Source organism: Nocardia aobensis NBRC 100429 (assembly GCF_000308375.1).
In the GTDB taxonomy this organism is placed as follows: Bacteria; Actinomycetota; Actinomycetes; order Mycobacteriales; family Mycobacteriaceae; genus Nocardia; species Nocardia aobensis.
Window position 1 is genome coordinate 1 of the sequence record NZ_BAFQ01000073.1, and the last position, 23,682, is coordinate 23,682.

Below are 23,682 nucleotides of genomic sequence, written 5' to 3' on the forward strand. Positions count from 1 at the left end.
CCTGGCAGGATGCGGGACATGAGCGCAACCGGGGAGGATGCCCGCGACTATGCCCTGTCGCTGCCGGAGACATCGGAGCAATTCGCCTGGGGGATGCCCACTTTCCGGGTCGCGGGCAAGCTGTTTCTGACCCTGCCCGAGGCCGAGACCTCGATGGCGGTGCGCTGCCCGATCATCGACCGCGACGAGCTGGTCGCGGCCGAGCCCGCGAAATTCTGGATCGCCGCGCACGAGGCCGGTAACGCGTGGGTGCGCGCCCGGCTGGCCGCCCTGGACGACCGGGCCGAATTGGAGGCGATCATTCTGGATTCGTGGCGCCAGGCCGCGCCCCGTCACCTCCTCGACGACCAGCGGTAATCGACAACGGGTATCACCGCGCCGCACCGCGGAACGGATGCGCCGGTCGCGAACGCCCTTACAGTGGGTAGGGATGTCCATGCGAGATCGGCACCCTTCCACGGTCGCGGATTACGACGATGCGCGACGGCGGGCCCGGCTGACCGAAACCCGTGCAGGGCACCGCTGGCGGACGCTGGGGCGGACGCGGCGCGTGCTGCTGCGGGCGGCGCTGGTCCCGATCGTCGTACTCGTCGTGTTCGCGCAGTACTGGCACTACGACGTTTCCCCCGAGCAGGCACGGCTGGCGCGCACCGATCCCGCGGTGCTGCCCATCTCGGGCCCGGCCGCCGCGAGCGACCGCGATACCGCGGTTTTCGACCTCGTCGGCCTGGGTTCGCTCGATGCCTCCGACACCGCGCGCGCCCTGCCCTCACTGCGGCAGCTGGGTTCGGTGTGGGCGGTGCGCTACGACAACACCGGTATCGACACCAAGGTGATCAGTGATCTGATCATCCGCGTCACCGAGGCCGCTCGCATCCACAAGGTGGTGCTGGTCGGCCACAGCATGGGCGGGGTGATCGCACTCGAGATCGCCAAGCACATCCACACCCACAGCACGCGCACCCTGTCCGGGGTGATCCTGGATTGCACGCCGGTCGACCTGGCCGCGGTACGGCCGGAAAGCCGCGACCAGGGTGAGGATCTGCTGCGCTGGTTCGGCTGGTTCCCCGGCACGCGGGAGAGCCGGGGGTTGCGGCTGCTGGCGGAAACCTATTCCCGCCGTGACCAATTCATCGACTACGGCTCCGATCCACCGGGAATCCGGACGGCGTCGCTGGGCCGCACGGTCACCGATGTGCTGCGGCAGAAGATCTTCAACACCGATGCCGCCAGCAACGGCCTCATCGAGGATCAATTCAAGGCCATCGTCGCCAGCGGCGCGATCGACGACCTGCACGCGCTGGCGAAGCCCGCGTCCGGCAAAGCCCGGCCGGCCATCGTCTTCATCCGCCCGCACGATCCGTACCGGGATTCCGTCGTGGACGACGAATACACCCATCGCGCGCTGATCGACACCGTCGGCGGTGTCGACGGCACGCTCCTGGTGGTGCTGACCCGCAGCACCGGCCATGCCGATCCGCGGCAGCATCCGCGCGAATACAACACGGTGATCGCGCAGCAGATCGTGCCGTTCATCGGGCTGGTGCACTCCGAGCAGACCATGGGTATGCCGTGATCCTGCGCGTGGATCAGCGCACGGCGTCGTCGAATGCCGGGCGAATATCCGAGGGCGGCAGCATATTCCACCGCTCGAGTTGTGCCCGCAGCTGCTCGGCGGCATCGATGTTGAGCGGGCTCGACGTCCAGAGCACATAGGGCAGGTTGAGGAACCGCTGCTCGGTCACCGCGCGCAGCCGGTTGATGCCGGGTTTGGCGCGCAGCGCGTCCACCTTCTGGGCGAAGCTCTGCCCCGGATAGTCGACGAAGACGAGGGCGTCCGGGTCCGCGGCGGCCAGTCGCTCCCACGACACCGCCGTCCACGTATCGGCCACATCGTCGAGTGCGTTGCGGGCACCGGCGGCCTCGAGGACGGCCTGGGGGCCGCCGAATCTGCCGCTGGAGAAGATGGTTTCGCTCGCGCTGTCGAAGACGAACAGGGTCGGCGGTGTCGCGGCCCGCGGCGCGGCGCGCAAGCGCTGGAGGCGGGTATCGATGTCGGCGACGAGTGCGGTGGCCCGGTCGGTACGACCGGTGATCGCGCCCAGATTCGACAGATCCGCGCGCAGCGCCGCCCACGGTTCGACGGTGCCGCGTTGCCGCTGACCGGCGTGCGGTCGGCAGCTCTCGGTGAGGATGTAGGGCGCGATACCGTTGGCGCGCAGCGTATCCGGCGTGAGATCGGTGGCCTCGCTGTAGCCGTAGTTCCAGCCGGCCACCATCACATCGGGGCGCCGGGCCAGCACCGTCTCCCGGGACGGCGAGCTCGGCGCGACATTGTCCAACCGATCGACGACGTCACCGTAGTGCCGCCGCAGGGTCGCGGCGTCCTGTTGCAGACCGGCCACCGCGGCCACCGAGTCCTGGGCGCCCAAGGCCAGTGTCATCGCGACCATATTGGTGTCGTTGACGAACATGCGCTGCGCCGGAGCCGGAAAGCGCACCTGCTCACCGCAATTGGTGAGGGTCAGATTGCCGTCGGAGGTCTGCGCGGGGCCACACGCCACCAAGGACGCGACAGTCGACCCGACGGCGAGCCATCGCAGCAGTTGCATATCGTCTAAGCCTCCGTATTCGGTTCCAGCAGAAGATGTGTCGCGCCCGTGTCCGGATGCCGCACGCGCGCCGCCCGCACATCGAAGACCGTGGCGAGAACCTCCGGACTCAATGCTTCCCGCGGCGCCCGCAGGTCCGAAGCGGATCCGTCGTGCACGACCAGCACCCGGTCGCAGTAGCGGTCGGCCAGGGTCAGATCGTGCAGTGCGACCACGACGGTGCGGCCCAGTCCCCGGACCAGATCCAGGAGCGCGAGCCGGTGGGTGATGTCCAGGTGATTGGTCGGCTCGTCGAGCAACAGCAGCGGGCTCGTCTGCGCCAGGGCCCGGGCCAGCAGCACTCGCTGCCGCTCACCACCGGACATCCGACGCACCGGGCGATCGGCGAATCCGCCGAGATCGACCGCGGCCAAGGCGTCCTCGACCGCGCGGCGTTCGGCCGGACTGCCGGCGCCCCACGGCGGCAGATACGGTGTCCGCCCCAGCGCGACCACCTCACCGGCGTACAGATCGGCGGGCGGCTGCTCGTCCTGTCCGACGAGGGCGACCAGGCGAGCACGCCGGCGCGGCGACATCGCCCGCAGCGCTTCACCGTCGACCAGAACCCGGCCGGTCCGCGGTCGCAGCAGTCCGGCCAGTGTGCGCAGCAGCGTCGACTTCCCGGCGCCGTTGGGTCCGACGATGCCGATCATCTCACCGGGCCGGACCTCGAAATCGACGTCCGTCAGAACGACTCTGCCGCGCGGCCCGCATGTCAGCCGCTCCACCCGCAGTGTCGCGGCGGCGGTTTCCGGCGCGCCGGACGCGAGTGACCCGTTCACGCCGCACCGAATCGGTAGTGCCGCCGGCCCATCAGCAGCAGAAACACCGGCGCGCCGATCAGCCCGGTGAGCACGCCCACCGGAATTTCGGTGGGCCGCACGAGAACTCGTGCCGTCGCGTCGGCCACGACCAGGAACACCGCACCGCACAGCGCCGCGACCGGCAGCAATCGCCGATGGGTGGAGCCCACCAGCATCCGCGCCGCATGCGGTACCACCAAACCCACGAAGCCGATCCCGCCGGACACCGCGACCAGCACGCCGACCAGGATCGCCAGTCCGACGAACAGCCCGTATCGCAGGGCCCGCAGCGGCACTCCCACCGATGCGGCGGTTTCGGCGCCCACGCTCAACGCGTCGAGCCAGCCGTGTACGGCCAGCAGAGTTGCCGCCGCGAGCGCAACGACGATGGCGGGCACCGCGATTCGTGTCCAATCGGCTCCGGCCAGGCTGCCGAGCAGCCAGAACAGCACCGACTGCGCGGCCTTCGGGTCGGCGCTGCGGAAGATGAGATAGCTGCTCAGCGCCGAAAACGCCGATCCCAGCACGGTTCCGGTCAGGACGAGGCGCAGCGGCGTCAACCCGCCCTGCGCCATCGCGATCGCGAACACCGTGGCCGCCGCCGTCAACGCGCCGGCGAGCGCGCCGCCCGACAGCGCCCAGATGCCGGCCCCGGCGAACCACCCCGACGTGATCACGGCCGCGGCGCCCACCCCCGCGCCCGAGGACACACCCAGCAGATAGGGATCGGCCAGGGGATTGCGCACCAATGTCTGCATGGCGGCCCCGGCGAGTGCCAGGCCCGCGCCGACCACCGCGGCCAGGATCGTGCGCGGAACCCGCAACTGCCACACGATGGTGTCGAAGGCGGAATCGACCGCACCGGAGCCGCCCAGATGTCCGCCCAGCACCTCGAGCACCGCCGGGATCGGAAGCGGTTCGGCGCCACACGCGGTCGCCACCACCATCGCGATGAGCAGCGACGCCAGTGTTACGGGAACGACGATCGTTGTCCGGACGCGATTCATCGCCGGAACTCCACAGGCATCACGCGACCTCTTCAGAGCAGTGCCCGGCGACCGAGGTCTGACTCCCGCAGCGGGTCCGCACATCGGCGCCCGCCCGCGGTCACAGTGGCGCGACCGTTCCGGATTTCCACCGGATTCCCGCGCCGCCGGGGATGACGGTCCCGAATACTACCGTCCGAAATGTCCGGCTAGCGCACCCGGCTCCCGAGCAGATGCAGCACCCCGCCCACGAACAGCTGCAACCCGAAATCGAATCGCTCGGTGGCCGAGGTGTTCTCGTAGAGCGGGGAATCCTCCTCCGCCAGCGCGCCCGCGGAATCCATCTGCATCCGCGACTGCTCGTCCACCGTCTCGCCGAGGACGTAGTACAGCAGCGTGTAGGCCGCCAGATCCGCTTCCTCGTGGGTCATGCCGCCGCGAATCATCGCACTGGCCAAGCGTTCCCGGCCCTTGCTGGTGGTCAGCCGGGAGGCGTAGGTGGCCGAGACCACCTCCGCGCCGTCGCGATAGGCCAGCAGACACGACCGCAGCCGATGCGCGAGTTCGCTGATCTGGCCCGGCCAGTCCGCGGCGGCGACCGGTTCCTCCATCGGGGTGAGGATGCGGTCGGCGACCGCGCCGAGCAGCGCTTGCTTGTTCGGGAAATGCCAGTACAGCGCCCCCGGCTGCACGTGCAGAGCGGTGGCGAGGCGGCGCATGGTCAGATCGGCGAGCCCGTACTGATCGAGGATGGCGATGGCACCGTCGATCACATCCGCCCGATGTAGCTGCACTTCTACCCCTCGCGTGTTTTGACTCACTGACCCCGCTACCCTAGCCTGAACACCGTTCAAGTTGCACGGTATGGACGCGCAGGCCTGGAGGCGGCAGCCCGCGTAACCACGGAGGGCCCAGTCCATGCCGCAATAAGCACGGCCGTACCGGCCGGACGAAGGGATTCGTGCTGTGACGCAGGCACCCGTGAAGACCGACATTCTGGCCACCGCGCGCGAGCAGGTTCTCGAACGTGGCGTCGGACTGACTCAGGAGCAGACCCTCGAGGTGCTGCGCCTGGGCGACGACCAGCTCGAGGCGCTGCTGGAGCTCGCGCACGAGGTGCGGATGAAATGGTGTGGCCCGGAGGTCGAGGTCGAGGGCATCATCTCGCTCAAGACCGGCGGCTGCCCGGAGGACTGCCACTTCTGCTCGCAGTCGGGCCTGTTCCAGTCGCCGGTGCGCGCCGCCTGGCTCGACATCCCGAGCCTGGTCGAGGCCGCGAAGCAGACCGCCAAGACCGGCGCCACCGAATTCTGCATCGTCGCCGCCGTGCGCGGTCCGGACGAGCGGCTGATGGCGCAGGTCGCCGCCGGCGTCGAGGCCATCCGCAACGAGGTCGACATCCAGGTCGCCTGCTCGCTGGGCATGCTGAACCAGGAACAGGTCGATCAGCTCGCCGCGATGGGCGTGCACCGCTACAACCACAACCTCGAGACCTCGCGCTCGCACTTCCCGAACGTGGTCACCACCCACACCTGGGAGGAGCGCTGGGACACCCTGCGCATGGTGCGCGAGGCCGGTATGGAGGTGTGCTGCGGCGGCATCCTCGGCATGGGTGAAACCCTGGAGCAGCGGGCCGAATTCGCTGCCAACCTGGCCGAATTGGAGCCCGACGAGGTTCCGCTGAACTTCCTCAACCCGCGCCCGGGCACCCCTTTCGGTGACCTCGAGGTGCTGCCCGCGGCCGATGCGCTGCGCGCCGTCGCCGCGTTCCGGCTCGCGCTGCCGCGCACCATCCTGCGTTTCGCGGGCGGCCGGGAGATCACCCTCGGCGACCTGGGCGCCAAGCAGGGCATCCTCGGTGGCATCAACGCCGTGATCGTCGGCAACTACCTGACCACGCTCGGCCGCCCCGCCGAAGCGGACCTGGACCTGCTCACCGATCTGAAGATGCCGATCAAGGCGCTCAACGAGACCCTCTGAGCTCCCGCGGCCGAGGCGGTTCGGGTATTGTCGAGCAGCTGGAGAGCTGCACTTCATGAGGGGTTTCGCGAATGGTGGTCCAGATGCCACAGCCTGATATGCAAGAGCGCTACAACCCGTACACCGGGAAGCGGATCGTCGTGGGCCTCGACGATCCGGTGCCGGCGGCCGCGGCCCTGGGCCTGGAACCGCCGCGCTTCTGCGAGCAGTGCGGCCGCCGGATGATCGTGCAGGTGAGTCCGGACGGCTGGTGGGCGAAATGCTCACGGCACGGGGTGATCGATTCCCACAGCCTGGACCATCGCTGATGACCTCCCGCGGCGCCGCCGCAGCCTCTCCCGCACCGCGCGAGCTGCGCGCGGCGCTGTGGATCGTCGCGGCGGTGCTGGTGGTCAGCATCATCGGCGGCGGAGTATGGGCCATGCTCGCACCGACCGAGAAGGTCTTCGTCGTCGAACCCGGTAGCGGTATGGCGCTCACCGGGGAAAGCGCGCATCGCTTCGACGCGGTGGCGATCTTCGCGTGCGTCGGCCTGGTGACCGGACTGCTGAGTGCCGCCGCGGTGTGGCGTCGGCGCGCGATCCGAGGGCCGATCATGTTGGTGAGTCTGCTGATCGGTTCGCTGGCCGGAGCCTGGGTGATGTCGTGGTTCGGCGAACAGGTCGCGCGCTGGATCCACCCCCGCTCCCACAACCCGCCCGTGCACACCGTCGTGGAGCTCGCGCCCACCGTCGAAGGCTGGACCGCGCTGCTGCTGCAACCGCTGGTCGCCGGCCTGGTCGTGCTCCTGCTCTCGGCGCTGAGCACCTCCGAGGACCTGGGAAGCGGACGCGGTGAACCGCCGGAACCCGCACCGCATACCCCGCTGTCCGAGGTGACCTACGGGCCCTACCATCGGCCCGGGTCGTATCAGAACGCCGACTCACAGCGCTGAGTCGTTCGCGCCGCGGGCGTTGCGCCACTGGACAATGCCGTGGTGCGCTGCCCTAGCCGGTAGCAAGCCGGTCTGCACGCTGTGGTGTTCCGGCACCGTCTGCTGAACCGAAGTGCCCTGCTCGATCGGCTGGCATCGAGTGGCGGGAACGACTATCGCAGATGGCGTATCGGCCCCCCGTGTGGATGACCGTCCTCGAACCCCGGATCGCCATTTATTCGATGGCGATCCAGGCTCACGGTCGTTACCGTTGCGCCGATCGGTCAGGAGGGGAGGTGTAGGAATGGCAGGACTGCGGGCGCGATCGGAAAGTGATTGTGCGGCAATCGAACCGAGTGAGCGGCCCGATCTCGGTGCGTGGCGGCGGCGGCACGAACTTCGCAGATCGGCTGCGGCGCAGCCGGTGGCGAACAAGCGCACCTATCGGCGCACGGTCAAGCATCGGGATCGGCTGTGGTGAATCGGCCGGAGTAAATCGGCGGGGATGAATCGGCGGGGGTAGAGATTCACCGTCCGTCGTGGGTGGCGTGATATTCGGATTCGATCTTCTTCTCCTGGCGCCGTTCGCGCAGCTTCCACACGATCAGCGCCAGGACGACGATCACCACGACCGCGATCGCCATATCGCGGCCGACGGTTTTCGCGACCTTCTCGTAGGAATTGCCGGCGACGTAGCCGAGGACCACGAAGGTCGTTCCCCAGACGATGCCGCCGATGGCGTTGAACGAAAGGAACTTCGGGTAGGGCATACGGGAGGCGCCGACCAGGGCCGGCATCACCGCGCGGAAGAAGGCGGTGAAGCGGCCGAGGAAGACGGCCCAGCCGCCGCGGCGGGCGAGAAAGTCCTGAGCGTTGTCCAGGCGGCCGCGGTGTTTGTCCAGGTAGGAGGCGGCGAGCAGGCGGCTGCCGAAATGTTTGCCCACCTCGTAGCCCACCGAGTCGCCGATGATCGCGGCGGCCACCACCAGCAGGATCATCGCCCACAGCAGGACATGCCCCTGGCTGGCGGCGACACCGCCGAGAACGGCCGCCGTCTCGCCCGGAATCACGAAGCCGACGAAAATCGCGTCCTCGGCGAAAACGAGCAGACCGACCGTCAGGTAGATCCACACCGGCGCGATATCGAGAATCCGGTGCATCAGCGATTCCATTCCGCCGACGCTACCGTGCGCCGACCGCGGGCGTCCGCCCGTCCCGAGCAGCGGCCACTGGGCGTCGGCTCACGAACCGGTGGAAGCGGACCCCATCACGCACAGCCCGGAACACACCGCGCGAGCCGCTCACCCCGGGGGCCGCAACGCCGCGAATTCGTCGGTCACGCGGATCTCGTCGTCGGTGAACCGATAGACCGCCGCGGGCCGTCCGCCCGACTTTCCCGGCGCGGCGGTCTCCCCGGTCGGCGTGATCACCTTGCGGCGGCTCAACACTCGTTGCAGGTTCGTGGTGTCGACGTCGTAACCGAGTGCGGTGCAATAGATTTCGCGCAACGTCGACATGGTGAACGACGAAGGCGCCAGGGCGAAGGCGATATTGGTGTAGGACAGCTTCGCCGCCAGCCGGGTGCGGGCGTGGTGGACGACGGTGCCGTGGTCGAACGACATGTTCGGCAGGGCCGACACCGGATGCCAGCGGGTGTCGGCGGGCAGTTGCGGGTCCGCGGTCAGTGGCACCAGTCCCAGATAGGCCGAGGCGATGCGGCGTACCCCGGGCACACGATGTGGATTGCTGAAGACCGACAGCTGCTCGATGTGCCACAGCTCACGTACATCGACCTTCTCGGCCAGCTGACGGCGGGCGGAGGTGTCGAGATCCTCGTCGTCGCGCAGCCGGCCGCCGGGCAGCGACCAGGTGCCGGTCTGGGGTTCCATCGCCCGCTGCCACAGCAACACCCCGAGTTCGGTGCGGAGGCCGTGATTGCCGCGCGGGCTCTGCGGATCCACCGGTTCGCTCGCGATCACCGAGTGATCACCCTCTGGACCTGCGGTGACGGTGTCCATGAAGCGACGAACCTGGAACACCGCGGTGAGCGATTCGTGAATGGTGCTACTATGGGCCACGTTTTCGATTGTAAGTCGAAAACCGGGTTGAAGCGAATCGGCCCGGGGTGATGCGCGTGGCGCGAGTGCCGCGCGCATGAGGAAGGAGCCATGCCATGGCGTCAACGAGTCTGACGACAGCGACCACTGGTCCGACGACGCGGGCATTCGCAGCGCAGGTCATCGACGGTCCGGCCGGGTTCGGCGGAGTCGAGGCCACACCGGAGTGGGCGCAGGAGATCAAGCGGCTGGCGCGCGAGCGCAACGCCACCATCCTGGCGCACAACTACCAGCTACCCGAGATTCAGGATGTGGCCGATCACGTCGGCGATTCCCTGGCCCTGTCGCGGATCGCCGCCGAGGCGCCCGAGGACACCATCGTGTTCTGCGGTGTGCACTTCATGGCCGAGACCGCGAAGATCCTCAGCCCGGACAAGACCGTGCTGATTCCGGACCAGCGCGCGGGCTGCTCGCTGGCCGACTCCATCACCGCCGACGACCTGCGCGCGTGGAAGGCCGAACATCCCGGCGCCCTCGTGGTGTCGTATGTGAACACCACCGCCGCGGTGAAGGCGCTGACCGACATCTGCTGCACCTCGTCCAATGCCGTCGACGTGGTCGCCTCCATCGATCCCGACCGCGAGGTGCTGTTCCTGCCCGACCAGTTCCTCGGCGCCCACGTGAAGCGGGTGACCGGTCGGCAGAACATGCACATCTGGGCCGGTGAATGCCACGTGCACGCAGGCATCAACGGCGACGAACTGACCGAACAGGCCCGCACCCATCCCGATGCCGAGCTGTTCGTACATCCCGAATGCGGGTGCGCCACCTCGGCTCTGTACCTCGCGGGGGAGGGGGCGTTCCCGGCCGACCGGGTCCACATCCTGTCCACCGGCGGCATGATCGACGCCGCGAAGGCCGCGCAGTCCAACCAGGTCCTCGTCGCCACCGAGGTCGGCATGCTGCATCAGCTGCGCAAGGCCGCCCCCGGCATCGACTTCCAGGCCGTCAACGATCGCGCGTCCTGCAAGTACATGAAGATGATCACGCCGGCCGCGCTGCTGCGCTGCCTGACCGACGAACTCGACGAGGTGCACGTCGATCCGGAAACCGCAGCGCTGGCACGCAATTCGGTGCAGCGCATGATCGCCATCGGCAATCCCGGCGGCGGCGAATAGCACCGGCACCCGCCTGCGGGCGGGCCGGAAAGGTTCGATCGATGATGATGACGCCTTCGATCGGCTGGGAAGCCGAAGCTGATCTGGTGGTGATCGGTGGCGGTGTCGCGGGTTTGACCGCGGCCCGCACCGCCTCGCTGCGGGGGTTGCGGGTCCTGACCCTGAGCAAGGGTGGCCCGACGGATACCTCCACGCAATACGCACAGGGTGGGATCGCGGTGGTCGCGCCGGACGGCGACACCGTCGACTCCCATGTCGCCGACACCGTCGACGCCGGAGCCGGACTGTGCGACGCGCAGGCGGTGCGCTCCATCGTGTCGGGCGGCCGGGATGCCGTCGCGGCGCTGACCGATCTGGGCGCGGTCTTCGACCTCGGCCGCGACGGTCAGGTGTCGCGCACCCGCGAGGGTGGGCACAGCACGCGCCGCATCATCCACGCCGGTGGTGACGCCACCGGCGCCGAGGTGCAGCGCGCGCTGAACGCCGCCGGACTGCCGGTGCTGTTCGGCACCGCCGCCCTCGACATCGTCACCGGGCCCGACGGGGTACGCGGTGTGATCGTGGTGTCGGATCAGGGTTTCGGGGTCGTCCACGCCCCGGCCGTCCTGCTGGCCACCGGCGGCCTCGGACAGCTCTACGCCTGCAGCACCAACCCGCCCGGGGCCACGGCCGACGGCATCGCGCTGGCGCTGCGGGCCGGTGCGCTGGTCGCCGATCTGGAATTCGTGCAGTTCCACCCCACCGTGCTGTTCAGCCCCGGCGGGCTGGGCAGGCGGCCGCTGATCAGCGAGGCGGTGCGCGGGGAGGGCGCGGTACTGGTCGACTCGAACGGTGATTCGGTGACCGCCGGTGTCGATCCGCGGGGCGATCTGGCGCCGCGCGATATCGTCTCCAAGGCCATCGCCGCCCGGATGCGACAGCTCGGCACCGATCACGTGTATCTCGACGCCCGCGCGATCGACGGTTTCGCACAACGGTTTCCGACGATCACGACCTCGTGCCGAGCGGCGGGCCTGGATCCACGCACCGATCTGATCCCGGTCGCGCCGGCCGCGCACTTCCAGTGCGGCGGCGTCGTCACCGATACACACGGGCGCACCGCCGTCCCCGGCCTGTACGCGGCCGGTGAGGTGGCGCGCACCGGTCTGCACGGCGCGAACCGGCTGGCATCGAACAGCCTGCTCGAGGGTTTGGTCGTCGGCGAGCGGGCGGGGGCCGCCGCGGCCGAGCGGGTCGCTTCCGCCCCGGAGGTGACGTCGGTGCCGGAGATGTCGCTGCCGCGTATCGATCGCACCGCGCTGCAGCAGTTGATGTCGGCACATGCCGCCGTGGTGCGCGACGGTGACGGGCTGCGCGGGGCGATGCTGCGCGTACTGCATCTGCGGGGCAGCGGCACGGCGAAGTCCGGGACCGCGGATGCGCCGGAAGACGCTGCGGCACAAACGGATACCGGTACGACATCGGCGCCCGGGCAGGCGAATTCCGATGCCGCGCCGGCGGAAATGCCCTCGCCGCAGGCGGTTTCGCGGCTGCACGGCGAACAGGCCGGAGTGCTGGCCGCGGTGGAGGACGCCGCCCTGACACTGGCGGCGCGGACCCTGCTCCTCGCGGCCACCGCCCGCGCCGAAAGCCGCGGCTGCCACACCCGATCCGATTATCCCGATCCACGAGATGAGTTGCGGCGCAGCGTCGCGATCCGGCTCGGCGACGACGGCCGCCCGCAGGTCGTCGCCGATCCACTCACCACCGCCGACCCCCTGCCGGCGGTGAGCGCCCGATGACCCCCACGCACATGCCGAGGAGTAGATGATGGCACTGGACCCGCAACTCGACCCCGGGGAACTGCGCACCCTGATCCGCACGGCCCTCGACGAGGATCTGCGCTATGGGCCCGACGTCACCTCGGCGGCAACCGTTCCCGACGAGGCGACCGTCAAGGCCGCGATGGTCTCGCGGCAGCCGGGCACGGTCGCGGGCATCGATGTCGGGCTGCTGGTGCTCGACGAGGTGATCGGCGCCGGAAACTACGAGGTGACCGATCGCGTCGCCGACGGCACCCGGGTCGGCCCCGGCGACGCGGTGCTGACCGTCGTCGCGCCGACCCGGCAGCTGCTCACCGCCGAACGCACCATGCTCAATCTGGTCACCCACATGTCCGGAATCGCCACCGCCACCGCCGCCTGGGTGGACGCGGTCGAGGGCACGAACTGCCGGATCCGCGACAGCCGTAAAACGCTGCCGGGTCTGCGTGCGCTGCAGAAGTATTCGGTGCGTGTCGGCGGTGGCGTGAACCATCGCATGGGCCTCGGCGACGCCGCCCTGATCAAGGACAACCACGTCGTGGCCGCCGGATCGGTGGTCGCCGCATTGCGCGCGGTGCGCGAACTGAAACCCGACATCGAATGTGAGGTCGAGGTGGACAGCCTCGACCAGCTCGACGCCGTCCTCGCCGAAGACGTGGAACTGGTACTGCTGGACAACTTCCCGCTGTGGGCCACCCAGGCCGCCGTCCAGCGCCGCAACAGCCGCTCGCCGCGCACGAAACTCGAATCCTCCGGCGGGCTCTCCCTCGAGGCCGCCGCCGACTACGCGCGCACCGGAGTCGACTACCTCGCGGTCGGCGCCCTCACCCATTCGGTGCGGGTGCTGGACCTGGGCCTGGATATGTAGGGTCAGCCGTCACCGGGGCGATCCGGGCGGATCAGCTGGTGAGTTCGCGTTCCAGCGGAGTCCGGAAGCGGGGGATGGCGCGCACGTCGCCGTACCAGGCGGCGGTGCGCTCGACCTCGGCATCGATCAGTGCCTTCGCGTCGGCGCCGACGTCTTCCAGTAGCCGCCAGGCGATTTCACCGTCGGCGCGCTGCGCCCAGCCGCCGACGATGCGGCCGTCCACCCAGATACTCGGGCCGATATTGCCGTTGGTGTCGAACAGCGCCGGGGTGTGCGGGCCGAGGAACCAATCGCGCGACTGCCAGCCCATCGGCGTCGGATCCAGGGCGGGCAGCAGCGCTGCCCACGGTCCGGACTCGGGTTCGGGGTCCGTATCGTCGGACAGGATCACTCCGGGCCTGCCGTCAAGGTCGACTTCCGTCAGGTCGAGACTCGACAGTGTCTTGCGCACATCCGTTTTCGTCCACCCGGTCCACCAGACCAGATCGTCCACGGGAGCCGGTCCGAAGGCGCGCAGCCAGCGGCGGGCGAGCTCGGCGCGCGCCGCGTCGAGCGCGATCGGCGCGGCATCGGGCAGCCATGCCTCCCGGGGCGCCCAGGTATATTGGCTGCTGGTCCAGCTGCCGTTGGGGCGCCCGCGCACGATGAGCCCGTCGCATCCGAGGATGAGCAGCACCCAGGTGGTGATGTTGGTCGGTTTCGAATACGGCTTCCCGGGCGCGGTATCGACCTGGGTGCGCAGCCGGGGCACGGCGGCCGACAGTTGCGCGCCGGTCGCGCTGCCCCGGGCCAGCAACTCGCGGTGGGTTTCGTCGGCCACTTCGGCCAGCCAGGCGTCGATATCGCCCTCGACGGCCTGGGCCAGGTACTTCCCGTAGTTGCGGCGCTGCTTGACCGCGAGCGCGTCGGCCACCGCGGCCTGCAGCACGGGAACCAGGCCGACCGGCGCGACGAACATGGTCCGGCGCATCGCCAGCAGCCGCAGCAGCGACCGATCGTCGTAGAGGGCGCGCTCCACGTCGGTGGGCGCCAGGTCGCGGGTGCGGGCGCACACCGACAGGTACACCGTCGCGGGATCGGTGGCGTGCAGAGCGACCATCGACTCGGCGATATCGGCAGGGTCGGTACCACGGAATTCGTGGGCGAGCCGATGCCGACGGGCCAGCCGCGCGCGTCGCTGAGCGACCGTGATCGAACGCATGGTCGAATCCTAGCCTGCGCGGTCCCCCTTCCGGATGCGCTGGACGAGGAAATGCGCCGCCCGGTCCAGAGCTTCATCCGCTTCGTCGAGAATGCCGGTGAAGGACTGAAAGACATGAGGCACATCGGCGGTCACGTCGAGGATGACGTCCACGCCGGCGTCCCGCGCGCGGGCGGCCAGGCGAGTGGAATCGTCCAGCAGCATTTCGTTGGTCCCCACCTGGAGCAGGATCGGCGGAAAGCCGGTGAGATCGGCCGAGACCGCGGGGCTGAGCAGCGGCTGCTCGGCATCCTGCCCGGCGAGATACATGGCGCCGGTGTGGTCCAGGCTCGCGCGGGTGAACACCGGGTCGATGCCGGCTTTGGTTTCCATACTCGCCCCCGTGCGGGTCATATCGAGGCCGGGGGAGAAGGCCACGATCGCGGCGGGCAGCGGCAGGCCGGCGTCGCGGGCGGCGAGAGCCGTCGTGATGGTCAGGCCACCGCCCGCGGAGTCGCCCGCGAAGGCGATCGCCGACGGTTGCGTGCCACTGTCGAGCAGCGCGCGATAGGCGCCGACGGTGTCCGCTATCGCGGCCGGGAACGGATGTTCCGGCGCGAGCCGGTAGTCAACCGAAAGCGCCCGGAAACCCGTCTTGCGCACCAGGTTTCCGGTCAGCGTCATCGCCGTATCGGGGGAACCGAAAACGAAGCCACCGCCGTGGAAGTACAGGATCGTTCCCGCTCCGGCCGGCTCCGGCGGTTCGACGAGCACTGCGGGCCGAGTGCCCAGTGTGGTCGTCCGCGTGCGTATTCCGGACGGGACGGCCATCCGCGCCATCAGCGTCCGGAATTCGGCCCGTATCTCGGCCACGGATCGCGGCTGCGCGGGTTGTGGCCGACGCAGCATCGCATCGACCTGCGCGCGTTGTTGTGCGCTCATATACACCTTCCTGGGAACTATATTCCTGTACAGTATATGCCATGGAATGTAGTTCCGGCCCGGATGCCGTGGATCTGCCGACGCTGTTCGCCGATCTCGTCCGGTGCGAGACGCGGATGTACAACGCCGTCAACGACCGGCTCCGGGACCGGCACGGCATCGTCGCGTCCCAGTTCGAATCCCTGCGTTTCCTGCGCGATCATCCGGAGGCTCGGGTGGCCGATCTCGCGGCCGAATTCGCGGCCGGTATCGGGGCGATCAGCAAGGGTGTCGACCGGCTGGTGGCGCGGGGATGGGTCGTGCGCAGGCCGCATCCGTCGGATCGCCGCTCGTCGGTGCTGGCCCTGACCGAGGACGGTGCCCGGCTCGTGACCGCGGCCGAAGAGAGCTTCGCGGAGCGGCTCACCGAACTGTTCGGCGCCATCGCGCCCGATGCGTCCCTGCCGACCGTGGCGCGCACGCTCGCGCGGCTGCGCGGCGAACTCGAACGGGGCCGGATCGGCATGCCGGCGGGGTGATTGCCGCGTGGTGAACACGGCCGGTCGCAGTGGTGGGAAGGATGCGGGACGCGCGGTCGTTGATCATGGGGGGCGAACGACGGTGACAAGACAGGAGAAGTCATGACGGAAAATCCGGCCCCGGTCTCGAACTGGGACGGCGCGGCACTGGATCTGCCGGCGTATCTCGCCCGCATCGGCTTCACCGGAGAGCCGGCGCCGACGCTCGACACCCTGCGCGCGCTGCAGTACGCGCACACCACCACCATCCCGTTCGAGAACATCGAGCCGGTGCTGAAACGCCCGGTGCTGCTGGACCTTCCGTCGTTGCAGGACAAGCTCGTCCGATCCCGGCGTGGCGGCTACTGCTACGAGAACGTGGGCCTGTTCGCTGCCGCACTGGAGCGGATCGGCTTCGGCGTCACCGGATTACACGGACGGGTGAGTATGGGCGCGCGCGGTGAGATCCGCCCGGCGACGCACGCGTTGCTGCGTGTGACCACCGCCGACGACGAGCGGGTGTGGCTGTGCGATGTCGGTTTCGGTTCCGGGCCGCTCGCCCCGCTCGAACTGAATCCCGATGTCGGGGAGGTGCGCGCCGGTGACTGGCGATTCCGGCTGGAACGCACACGCGGCGAACTCGATTCGCAGCTGTGGGTGCTGCACCACTTCGCCCGCGACGGTTGGATCGATCGCTACAGCTTCACCATGAATCCGCAGTACCGCATCGATTACGCGGTCGGCAATCACTTCGTCTCCACATTTCCGCGTTCACCGTTCGTGACCCGGCCGTATGTGCAGCGGTTCCGGCCGGACCGGCACGACATCGTCGACAACACCACCTGGATCACCGAATATCCGGACGGCACCGCGCACAGCCGCGACCTGCCGCCGGCCGATCTGCCGAAGATCCTGGCGGCCGAATTCGATATCGAACTCGCCGACGCCGATGCGGCGAAACTGGCGGCAGGGGTCTGGCTGCCACACTGACGACGGCTGTGCGCTGACCGGCGGCCCGCGCGCGACGGCCGATTACCCCGCCGCGGCGGCTCGCGGCGGTAGGGTCGGCCGCGTGCGCACCGGATCGAAGTTGTTCGCCCTGCTCGCCGCCCCGATTCTCGCTGCCGCCGCGTGTTCCGGAGACAGTTCCGCCGATCGGCTCGACCGCAGTGTGCACACCTTCGCCGATGCGTTGAGCCACGGCGATCCCGCCGCCGCGGCCGCCGTCACGAGCGATCCGGCACAGGCGACGACCACCCTCGGCGCCCTCTTCGACAGTCTCGGCAAGAAGGTCCGTGTCGACGTGCGTTCCGTACATCGGTCCGACCACCACGCGACGTTCGACCTGGCCACCACGTGGACCTTCGGCGCGGCCGGAAATCAGTGGACCTACACCACCGCCGGGACGGCCGACGAATCCGGGGACGACTGGAAGGTCCGATGGAATCCGGCCACCGTGGCGCCCGGCCTCGAGACCGGGCCGCTGTCCTACGACACCGTCGCCCCGCAGCCGGCCGCGCGCGTGCTCGACCGCGACGGCGCGGAATTGATGACCCAGCAGGTCGTCACCCTGGTCCAGTTGGCGCCCGGCGCCGACCCGAATGCCGTTGCGGCCGTGCTCGGTCCGATCGACCCGAGTATCTCCGCGGCGAGCCTGCGCCAGGACATGGACAAGGCCCAGGGCAAACCCGTCACCGCGATCGCGCTGCGAGCCGGCGATCTCGCCCCCGTGCAGGATCGGCTCGCCGCGTTGCCGAATGTGACGCTGGCGCCGCAGACCCGGCTGCTCACCGTCGACAAGGCACTGACCTCCCCGGCCCTGTCCGGGGTGAGCGACCTGTGGCAGCACAGCACCGACGCCGCGGCCGGCTGGGCGGTGCGCGCGCAGGGCACCGACGGCGCCCATACGGTGGGCGGACAGGATCCGAAACCCGTCGCCGATATCAGGACCACGCTCGACACCGGGATGCTGCGGCGTGCCGAGGCCGCGCTCGCGCCGATCCCCACTCCGGCCGCGATGGTGGTGCTGCGACCGTCCACCGGTGACGTACTCGCCGTGGGGCAGAACGCGCCCGCCGACGCCCAGGGCCCGATCGCGCTCACCGGGCTGTACCCACCGGGTTCGACCTTCAAGACGGTCACGGTGTCGGCCGCGTTGCAGGCCGGGCAGGTCACCGCCGACACCATGGTCGCCTGCCCCGGAACCGAGAACATCGAGGGCCGGCAGATTCCCAACGACAACCACTTCGATCTCGGCACCGTGCCCCTGCACACCGCGTTCGCACGGTCCTGCAACACCACGATGGGACGGCTCGCGGTGAACCTGCCGCCCGACGGGCTGACCCGCGCGGCCGCTCAGCTCGGCCTCGGTGTGGATTTCACCGCCCCCGGCATGACCACGGTGACCGGAAAGGTGCCCACCGCAGACACTTCCGCGCTGCGGGTCGAGGAGGGGATCGGCCAGGGCCGGGTGACCGCGTCGCCGTTCGGCATGGCGTTGGTCGCCGCGACCGTCGCCCGCGGTTCGGTGCCGGCGCCCACCGTCGTGGCGGGATCCCCCGGAAAGGCGGACCGGACCCCGGATCCCGTGCCCGCGCCGGTGCTGGATCAGGTGAAATCCATGATGCGCGAGACCATTACGAGCGGCACGGCCACCAGCCTCGCCGACATTCCGGGCATGCTCGGCAAGACCGGCACGGCCGAATACATCGACGACACGCACGCGCACGGCTGGTTCGTCGGCATCGACGGTGACCTGGCGCTGGCGGTGTTCGTCGGCGATGCCGGGAGCTCGACGCCGGCGGTCGAGGCGGCCGGACGTTTCCTTCGGAATCAGCAGTAGCCCGCCGCCCAGTGGAGTGAACTTCGTCACACATACTCTCGCTGTATAGCGAACTGATCTCGACCGCATCGCATGGTGGTCACACATATTCCGCATAGATCTCGCTCCGGCGTCAAAGCGGCCCGTCAGGCCCGCTACACTCGTCCGGGAACACGCGCGGGACATGACCCCGCGCGCGGTAAGTCACGGATCGCGGAGAAACTCGGAGTAGTGCCATCGAAACCGGCCAAGTGATCGCAGGGCATTACCGCCTGGTCGAGCGGATTGGTAGCGGCGGCACAGGCGTCGTCTGGCGTGCCGTCGACGAACGACTCGAACGGTCGGTCGCGATCAAGCAGATCCTCACCCAGCCCAGTCTGCCGCCGGGTGAGAAAGAGATCGTGCGTCAGCGCGCGTCTCGGGAGGCCCGCAACGCGGCACGCTTCCAGCACCCCAATGCGATCGTGGTCTTCGACATCACCGAGCACGAGGGTGATCCCTGCCTGATCATGGAGTATCTGCCGTCGCAGAGCCTCGCCGTGGTGCTGTCCTCGCAGGGGACGCTGCCGCTGCCGCAGGTGGCGCGCATCGGCGAGCAGGTCGCCTCGGCGCTGGTGGCCGCCCATCGCGCGGGCATCGTGCACCGAGACATCAAGCCCGGCAACGTATTGCTCGGCGACAACGGCACCGTGAAGATCACCGACTTCGGTATCTCCAAGGCCAAGGGAGATGTCAACCTCACCGCCACCGGCCTGATCTCCGGCACGGCGGCCTATTTGGCCCCCGAGGTCGCCCGCGGCGCTGAACCCAGCCCGGCCGCCGACGTCTTCGCCCTGGGCGCAACGCTTTTCCACGCACTCGAGGGCGAACCGCCCTACGGCACCAATCCGAATCCCCTGGCGCTGCTGTACGCCGCGGCCAACGGTCAGCTGAGCCAGCCGCGCAACGCCGGCCCGCTCACCGATCTGCTGCTGGATCTGCTCAGCTTCGAGCCGGAGGACCGGCCGAGCATGACCGACGTGCGCGATCAGCTGGCCGATTTCGCGGATCAGGCCGCCGATGCCGAATCGACCCGGATGCTGGCCACCCACCGCGGGGGCGCGCGCCGCCAGGCCACGCGCACCCTGGATCGCCGTGCGGCACAGGCGGATATCTCCACCGCGGAGATGATGGCCACCGCGGCGGTACTGTCCGAACCGGAGATGCAGCCGGTGCGGCCCGCCGCGGCCGCCGCGCATCCCACCCGCTCCAATCCGGTGCCCGCCGTCGCGCCGGCACCCACCCGCAACGCGAAACCGTGGGTGTTCGCCGGTGGTTTCGCCGCCGGTCTGGTGATCGTCGCCGCGGCGCTGTATCTGATGTTCGGCGGCGCGAAGACGGAATCGCCCGGTTCGCAGGCGAATTCGCCGGCGGCGACCGCCACCGCGCAGGCGGGTACCTCGACGCAGAGCGTCGCGGCCGTGGGCCAGACCAAGAGCGCCGGTAAGACGGACGTCGGTTCGGCGGCCGGTGTCATCCAGAACTTCTACGACGCCCTCGTCGACCAGAACACCGGCACCGCATGGAATCTGCTCACTCCCGCGGCCCAGCAGGTGTACGGCAGTCAGCAGGCGTTCGCGACCTACTGGAAGCAGAACCAGATCACCGCGTACAACACCATCGAGGGCGCACGCGGGGGCGGCAGCAGCGCCAATTCCGATGGCTCGGTGGATATGTCGGTCGCCAGCATCACCTACGGTGGCCAGAACAAGTCGATCGAACTGCGCGTCGTGGTGGGCAGCAGCGGGAAGCTGCTGATCGACAGCGATACGCACTGATCCGGCTGCACCCGGTGCCTCCGCCCACGGGCGGAGGCGTCGATCCGTCCGCGGTAGCTGTCGCGACCGCTATGCCCCCGGTAGTCTCGGGCCGTGAGCACTCGGCAGCTGCTGAACGACGAACGGGCCGAACTGATTACGCTGCTGCGTGATCTGAGCGAAGACGAATGGGAGGCGCCCTCGCTGTGTGCGGGGTGGCGGGTACGTGATGTGGTGGGGCACCTGCTCTACGACGAGATGTCCCTGCTGGGCTACGCGCGCTTCGCCCTCGGCTACCGGCTGAACACCGACCGCGTCAACAACGGTCTCGTCGACCGGGCTCGGGACCTCACCACGGCGCAGCTCATCGAGCGATTCGAGAACTCCGGACAGCGCATCACCGGCACGTGGCCGAGCCTGGGCCTGGCCGACATCCTGGTGCATCAGCAGGACATCCGCCGTCCCCTCGGCCGCCCCCGTACCATCCCGGCCGACCGCCTGGTCGCGGTGCTGCGCCATCCCGACCCGTTCGCCGGCCCGCGCGGATACACCCGCGGCCTGCGGTTCGTCGCCACCGACGTGGAGTGGTCCGCCGGCACCGGCCCGGAAGTCCGCGGGCCGGGCGAGGCGCTGGCGCTGGCCGCGGTGGGCCGCCCCGCCGCCCTGGAAGACCTCACCGGTGAGGGTATGGAGACACTGCGCCGGCGCCACGGAGTGTGATCGCGCCACCGCGACCGGAACTTCACGACGGTAGCCCTGCCGCCTGGGTGCGGGCCCGGCTACCGTCGCGGGCCGTACGTCGGCGAGAACAGTGTCGGGCCGAAGCGAGCTGGGACGCGAAAGCCGCTATCGCGTAGTGGTTTCGGTGTCGGCGGTCCAGTCGGCGAGTAGGCGGAGCGCGGTCGCGCTCGGCGAATCGGGCTCTACTGTGTGGACGATCAACGCCTGATCGGGGTCGTCGGGCAGTCGCAGCGTTTCGAAGCCCAGGTCGAGTCGCCCGACCACCGGATGCCGGTAGACGTAGCGGCCGTGAGTCTTGTCCTTCAGCGCATGGCGCGACCACAGCCGCTCGAAATCCGGATCACGCCGCCGCAGTTCGTCGATCAGCGCCGCGATGCGGTCGTCGCCGGGATTGCGGGCGGCGTCCAGCCGTAGATAGGCGACGACGTCGGCGGCCTTGCCGGGCCAGTCCTCGTACAGCTCGCGCATTCCCTCGTCGAAGAACACCAGCCGCGCCAGATTGCGCTGCCCGGGCGGCAACGCACCGAAGTCGGTGATCAGCGCGGCGGCCGTGCGGTTCCAGGCCAGCACGTCGGTCCCGCGGCCGACGATGTAGGCGGGCACGTCGGCGGTCTCGAGCAGTCGGCGCAACCCGGGCCGTACCCGTTGTGCGGCAACGGGTTCGGTACCCGACCACGGTCGTGCCAGCCGGTACAGGTGGTCGCGTTCGAGCGGGTCGAGTCGTAACGCCCGCGCCACCGCATCCAGCACCGATTCCGAAAAGTGCAGGGTGCGGCCCTGTTCCAGGCGCACATAGTGATCCACGCTCACTCCGGCCAGCAGCGCCAGTTCCTCGCGGCGCAGTCCCGGCACCCGGCGGCGGGTGCCGTGCTCGACCAGACCCACCTCCTCCGGACGCAGACGGGCGCGGCGCGAGCGCAGGAATTCTCCGAGTTCGGCGCGTCGATCCAGGCTCATGCGGCCAGTATCGCGCGTCCGGCGCCGTCGAGTCTGGTCACGGCATGCCCAGGCTCGGCACGCACTGGTAGCCGGCGCCACCGCCGACGACTCTCGAAAAGCGGCGCCGCCACCGGGGCGGCGCGAGCGAAGGAGACACATCGATGAGCACCACCCGCCGCTTCGGCAGCACCGGAATGGACATCACCCCCTTGGGTTTGGGCACCTGGGTGATCTCCGGCCCCGGCTGGCAGTACTCGTGGGGCAGCACCGACGACACCGATTCGGTCGGCGCGATCCGGCACGCCGTCGGCGCCGGACTCAACTGGATCGACACCGCGGCCGCCTACGGGCTCGGTCACGCCGAGGAACTCGTCGGCCGCGCCCTGGCCGGCATCCCGGAGCGGGATCGGCCGTACATCTTCACGAAGGCCGGCCTGATCTGGGAAGAGGGCGACGATCCGAACGGGCCGCCGCTGCGGGTGATGCGACCGGAGTCCGTCCGCCGCGAACTGGAGAATTCGCTGCGCCGCCTCGGCACCGACCATATCGACCTGTACCAGGTGCACTGGCCCGATACCGGTGCCCGCTTCGTCTACGGCGCCGAGGGCGAGCCGACCGGCGACGCGACACCGCTCGAGGAGTACTGGCAGGTGATGGCGGACCTGCGCAAGGAGGGCAAGGTGCGTGCCATCGGGCTGTCCAATCACGATGTGCGGCAACTGGGTATCGCCGAATCCATCGCACACGTCGACGCGATCCAGCCACCGTTCTCGGCGCTCAACCGCGCCGCGGCACCGGAGATCGCGTGGGCGGCCGCGCACGACACCGGTGTGATCGCCTATTCGCCGCTGCAGTCGGGCCTGCTCACCGGTGCGTTCACCGCCGACCGCGTGCTCGCCGCCGACGACTGGCGCCGCGGCTACGCCGAGTTCACCACCGACCTGCCCGTCAACCTCGCCTTCGTCGACGCGCTGCGCCCGATCGCCGCCCGGCGCGGCGTCGGGGTGGCGGAGGTGGCGCTGGCCTGGGTCACGGGCTGGCCCGGCATCACCGGGGCGATCGTCGGCGCCCGGACACCGGCACAGATCGACGGATGGGCCGGCGCTCGTGAACTCGTGCTCACCGCCGCCGACCAGGCCGAGATCACCGCCGCACTGGTCGCCACCGGGGCCGGTACCGGTCCGGTCCGCCCGTGAATCCGTCCGAACCATCGAAGGAGAACACCGTGGTCCTGCACGTCGTCGCCGAACTGCACGCCCGCCCCGGCCAGGAGGATCGGTTGCGCACAGCCCTGGAGGCGATGATCGAACCGTCGCTCGCCGAACCCGGATGCCTGGACTACCGGCCCTACGCCGACCCCAACGATCCGGCTCGCATGGTGGTGATGGAGCGCTGGCACGGGCCCGACGCGCTCGAGGCTCATTTCGTGACCCCGCACTTCCGTCATATCGCCGAGGTCCTGGACCTGATTCTCGCCACGCCTATGACGGTGTCCCGCCTGGTGCCGGAATGAGCCGTCGCGCCCCGG

The 23,682-nt window shown here is 69.4% G+C and carries 24 protein-coding genes; 15 read left to right on the forward strand and 9 right to left on the reverse strand.

The features are described 5' to 3' along the window. Positions 1–18: 18 nt before the first annotated feature. Together RJ03_RS09785 and RJ03_RS09790 are read left to right on the forward strand one after the other, a co-directional pair. Entirely contained in the window at positions 19–357 is a 339-nt protein-coding gene (locus RJ03_RS09785) for an MmcQ/YjbR family DNA-binding protein (protein ID WP_036500475.1), read from the forward strand. A 73-nt stretch (positions 358–430) separates the two neighbouring features. Then, entirely contained in the window at positions 431–1,576 is a 1,146-nt protein-coding gene (locus RJ03_RS09790; protein ID WP_051024515.1) for an alpha/beta fold hydrolase, read from the forward strand. A gap of 13 nt (positions 1,577–1,589) precedes the next feature. Here the strand turns inward: RJ03_RS09790 and RJ03_RS09795 are convergent, their stop codons facing one another. The 4 genes from RJ03_RS09795 to RJ03_RS09810 form a co-directional block, all read right to left on the reverse strand. Further along, a complete protein-coding gene (locus tag RJ03_RS09795) occupies positions 1,590–2,612 on the reverse strand; it encodes an ABC transporter substrate-binding protein (RefSeq protein ID WP_036500478.1) in 1,023 nt (340 codons plus the stop codon). Between the two features lie 5 nt (positions 2,613–2,617). After that, positions 2,618–3,433: an ABC transporter ATP-binding protein gene (locus RJ03_RS09800; RefSeq protein ID WP_083870713.1), complete on the reverse strand. Its 816-nt coding sequence runs from the start codon at positions 3,431–3,433 to the stop codon at positions 2,618–2,620. Further along, on the reverse strand, positions 3,430–4,461 hold the full coding sequence (locus RJ03_RS09805) for a FecCD family ABC transporter permease (RefSeq protein WP_036500481.1): 1,032 nt from the start codon (positions 4,459–4,461) through the stop codon (positions 3,430–3,432). Before RJ03_RS09805 ends, RJ03_RS09800 begins: the two co-directional genes overlap by 4 nt. A 188-nt stretch (positions 4,462–4,649) precedes the next feature. Beyond that, entirely contained in the window at positions 4,650–5,234 is a 585-nt protein-coding gene (locus tag RJ03_RS09810) for a TetR family transcriptional regulator (protein ID WP_036500482.1), read from the reverse strand. A 172-nt stretch (positions 5,235–5,406) separates the two neighbouring features. On the opposite strand from RJ03_RS09810, the gene bioB reads away from it, so the two are divergent. From bioB to RJ03_RS09825, 3 genes are all read left to right on the forward strand, one after another. Beyond that, positions 5,407–6,420 (forward strand): biotin synthase BioB, encoded by a 1,014-nt coding sequence (gene bioB / locus RJ03_RS09815; protein WP_030514661.1) that lies wholly within the window; start codon positions 5,407–5,409, stop codon positions 6,418–6,420. A gap of 83 nt (positions 6,421–6,503) precedes the next feature. Continuing rightward, a complete protein-coding gene (gene bsaP, locus RJ03_RS09820) occupies positions 6,504–6,728 on the forward strand; it encodes a biotin synthase auxiliary protein BsaP (protein WP_036500577.1) in 225 nt (74 codons plus the stop codon). After that, entirely contained in the window at positions 6,728–7,354 is a 627-nt protein-coding gene (locus RJ03_RS09825; RefSeq protein ID WP_051024516.1) for a DUF2567 domain-containing protein, read from the forward strand. The genes bsaP and RJ03_RS09825 overlap by 1 nt, the downstream gene beginning before the upstream one ends. Before the next feature lie 506 nt (positions 7,355–7,860). Here RJ03_RS09825 and RJ03_RS09830 read toward each other — a convergent pair. Together RJ03_RS09830 and RJ03_RS09835 are read right to left on the reverse strand one after the other, a co-directional pair. Further along, positions 7,861–8,505, reverse strand: coding sequence for a DedA family protein (locus RJ03_RS09830; RefSeq protein WP_036500485.1), 645 nt, complete (start codon positions 8,503–8,505; stop codon positions 7,861–7,863). 129 nt (positions 8,506–8,634) lie between these two features. Next, entirely contained in the window at positions 8,635–9,411 is a 777-nt protein-coding gene (locus RJ03_RS09835; RefSeq protein ID WP_036500486.1) for an NUDIX hydrolase, read from the reverse strand. A gap of 95 nt (positions 9,412–9,506) precedes the next feature. Between RJ03_RS09835 and nadA the strand changes: the two genes are divergently transcribed. Genes nadA through nadC form a run of 3 tightly spaced genes read left to right on the forward strand, consistent with a single transcriptional unit; the run spans position 9,507 to position 13,238 of the window. Further along, positions 9,507–10,568 (forward strand): quinolinate synthase NadA, encoded by a 1,062-nt coding sequence (gene nadA, locus RJ03_RS09840; protein ID WP_051024517.1) that lies wholly within the window; start codon positions 9,507–9,509, stop codon positions 10,566–10,568. Positions 10,569–10,612: 44 nt separating this feature from the next. Next, positions 10,613–12,349: an L-aspartate oxidase gene (locus RJ03_RS09845; protein ID WP_036500582.1), complete on the forward strand. Its 1,737-nt coding sequence runs from the start codon at positions 10,613–10,615 to the stop codon at positions 12,347–12,349. 28 nt (positions 12,350–12,377) lie between these two features. After that, positions 12,378–13,238, forward strand: coding sequence for a carboxylating nicotinate-nucleotide diphosphorylase (gene nadC, locus RJ03_RS09850; protein ID WP_036500585.1), 861 nt, complete (start codon positions 12,378–12,380; stop codon positions 13,236–13,238). 31 nt (positions 13,239–13,269) lie between these two features. Here the strand turns inward: nadC and RJ03_RS09855 are convergent, their stop codons facing one another. Both RJ03_RS09855 and RJ03_RS09860 read right to left on the reverse strand, forming a co-directional pair. Continuing rightward, on the reverse strand, positions 13,270–14,439 hold the full coding sequence (locus RJ03_RS09855; RefSeq protein ID WP_036500489.1) for a winged helix DNA-binding domain-containing protein: 1,170 nt from the start codon (positions 14,437–14,439) through the stop codon (positions 13,270–13,272). 9 nt (positions 14,440–14,448) lie between these two features. Further along, the gene (locus tag RJ03_RS09860) at positions 14,449–15,360 is read right to left on the reverse strand and encodes an alpha/beta hydrolase (protein ID WP_036500491.1); all 912 of its coding nucleotides are present in this window, start codon (positions 15,358–15,360) and stop codon (positions 14,449–14,451) included. A gap of 41 nt (positions 15,361–15,401) precedes the next feature. Here RJ03_RS09860 and RJ03_RS09865 point away from each other — a divergent pair, with 41 nt between their 5' ends. From RJ03_RS09865 to RJ03_RS09885, 5 genes are all read left to right on the forward strand, one after another. Further along, complete coding sequence (locus RJ03_RS09865; RefSeq protein WP_036500492.1) at positions 15,402–15,878, forward strand: MarR family winged helix-turn-helix transcriptional regulator; 477 nt, start codon at positions 15,402–15,404, stop codon at positions 15,876–15,878. Positions 15,879–15,980: 102 nt separating this feature from the next. Continuing rightward, positions 15,981–16,847 (forward strand): arylamine N-acetyltransferase family protein, encoded by an 867-nt coding sequence (locus RJ03_RS09870; protein ID WP_036500494.1) that lies wholly within the window; start codon positions 15,981–15,983, stop codon positions 16,845–16,847. Between the two features lie 82 nt (positions 16,848–16,929). Then, positions 16,930–18,699: a penicillin-binding transpeptidase domain-containing protein gene (locus RJ03_RS09875; RefSeq protein ID WP_036500587.1), complete on the forward strand. Its 1,770-nt coding sequence runs from the start codon at positions 16,930–16,932 to the stop codon at positions 18,697–18,699. A gap of 230 nt (positions 18,700–18,929) precedes the next feature. Beyond that, the gene (locus tag RJ03_RS09880; protein ID WP_036500495.1) at positions 18,930–20,495 is read left to right on the forward strand and encodes a serine/threonine-protein kinase; all 1,566 of its coding nucleotides are present in this window, start codon (positions 18,930–18,932) and stop codon (positions 20,493–20,495) included. Positions 20,496–20,588: 93 nt separating this feature from the next. Then, complete coding sequence (locus RJ03_RS09885) at positions 20,589–21,194, forward strand: maleylpyruvate isomerase family mycothiol-dependent enzyme (RefSeq protein ID WP_036500497.1); 606 nt, start codon at positions 20,589–20,591, stop codon at positions 21,192–21,194. A gap of 126 nt (positions 21,195–21,320) precedes the next feature. Here RJ03_RS09885 and RJ03_RS09890 read toward each other — a convergent pair whose 3' ends face one another. Beyond that, positions 21,321–22,172, reverse strand: a complete 852-nt coding sequence (locus tag RJ03_RS09890) for a helix-turn-helix transcriptional regulator (RefSeq protein ID WP_036500499.1) — start codon at positions 22,170–22,172, stop codon at positions 21,321–21,323. 143 nt (positions 22,173–22,315) lie between these two features. On the opposite strand from RJ03_RS09890, the gene RJ03_RS09895 reads away from it, so the two are divergent. Next, complete coding sequence (locus tag RJ03_RS09895; protein ID WP_036500502.1) at positions 22,316–23,350, forward strand: aldo/keto reductase; 1,035 nt, start codon at positions 22,316–22,318, stop codon at positions 23,348–23,350. Positions 23,351–23,379: 29 nt separating this feature from the next. Next, entirely contained in the window at positions 23,380–23,667 is a 288-nt protein-coding gene (locus RJ03_RS09900) for a putative quinol monooxygenase (RefSeq protein WP_036500589.1), read from the forward strand. Positions 23,668–23,682 lie beyond the last annotated feature (15 nt).

Coding starts and splice junctions, on each gene's coding strand:
- RJ03_RS09785 (WP_036500475.1), top strand. CDS start 19: ATGAGCGCAACCGGGGAGGATGCCCGCGACTATGCCCTGTCGCTGCCG.
- RJ03_RS09790 (WP_051024515.1), top strand. CDS start 431: ATGTCCATGCGAGATCGGCACCCTTCCACGGTCGCGGATTACGACGAT.
- RJ03_RS09795 (WP_036500478.1), bottom strand. CDS start 2,612: ATGCAACTGCTGCGATGGCTCGCCGTCGGGTCGACTGTCGCGTCCTTG.
- RJ03_RS09805 (WP_036500481.1), bottom strand. CDS start 4,461: ATGAATCGCGTCCGGACAACGATCGTCGTTCCCGTAACACTGGCGTCG.
- bsaP (WP_036500577.1), top strand. CDS start 6,504: ATGCCACAGCCTGATATGCAAGAGCGCTACAACCCGTACACCGGGAAG.
- RJ03_RS09825 (WP_051024516.1), top strand. CDS start 6,728: ATGACCTCCCGCGGCGCCGCCGCAGCCTCTCCCGCACCGCGCGAGCTG.
- RJ03_RS09830 (WP_036500485.1), bottom strand. CDS start 8,505: ATGGAATCGCTGATGCACCGGATTCTCGATATCGCGCCGGTGTGGATC.
- nadA (WP_051024517.1), top strand. CDS start 9,507: ATGGCGTCAACGAGTCTGACGACAGCGACCACTGGTCCGACGACGCGG.
- RJ03_RS09845 (WP_036500582.1), top strand. CDS start 10,613: ATGATGACGCCTTCGATCGGCTGGGAAGCCGAAGCTGATCTGGTGGTG.
- nadC (WP_036500585.1), top strand. CDS start 12,378: ATGGCACTGGACCCGCAACTCGACCCCGGGGAACTGCGCACCCTGATC.
- RJ03_RS09855 (WP_036500489.1), bottom strand. CDS start 14,439: ATGCGTTCGATCACGGTCGCTCAGCGACGCGCGCGGCTGGCCCGTCGG.
- RJ03_RS09860 (WP_036500491.1), bottom strand. CDS start 15,360: ATGAGCGCACAACAACGCGCGCAGGTCGATGCGATGCTGCGTCGGCCA.
- RJ03_RS09865 (WP_036500492.1), top strand. CDS start 15,402: ATGGAATGTAGTTCCGGCCCGGATGCCGTGGATCTGCCGACGCTGTTC.
- RJ03_RS09870 (WP_036500494.1), top strand. CDS start 15,981: ATGACGGAAAATCCGGCCCCGGTCTCGAACTGGGACGGCGCGGCACTG.
- RJ03_RS09890 (WP_036500499.1), bottom strand. CDS start 22,172: ATGAGCCTGGATCGACGCGCCGAACTCGGAGAATTCCTGCGCTCGCGC.
- RJ03_RS09895 (WP_036500502.1), top strand. CDS start 22,316: ATGAGCACCACCCGCCGCTTCGGCAGCACCGGAATGGACATCACCCCC.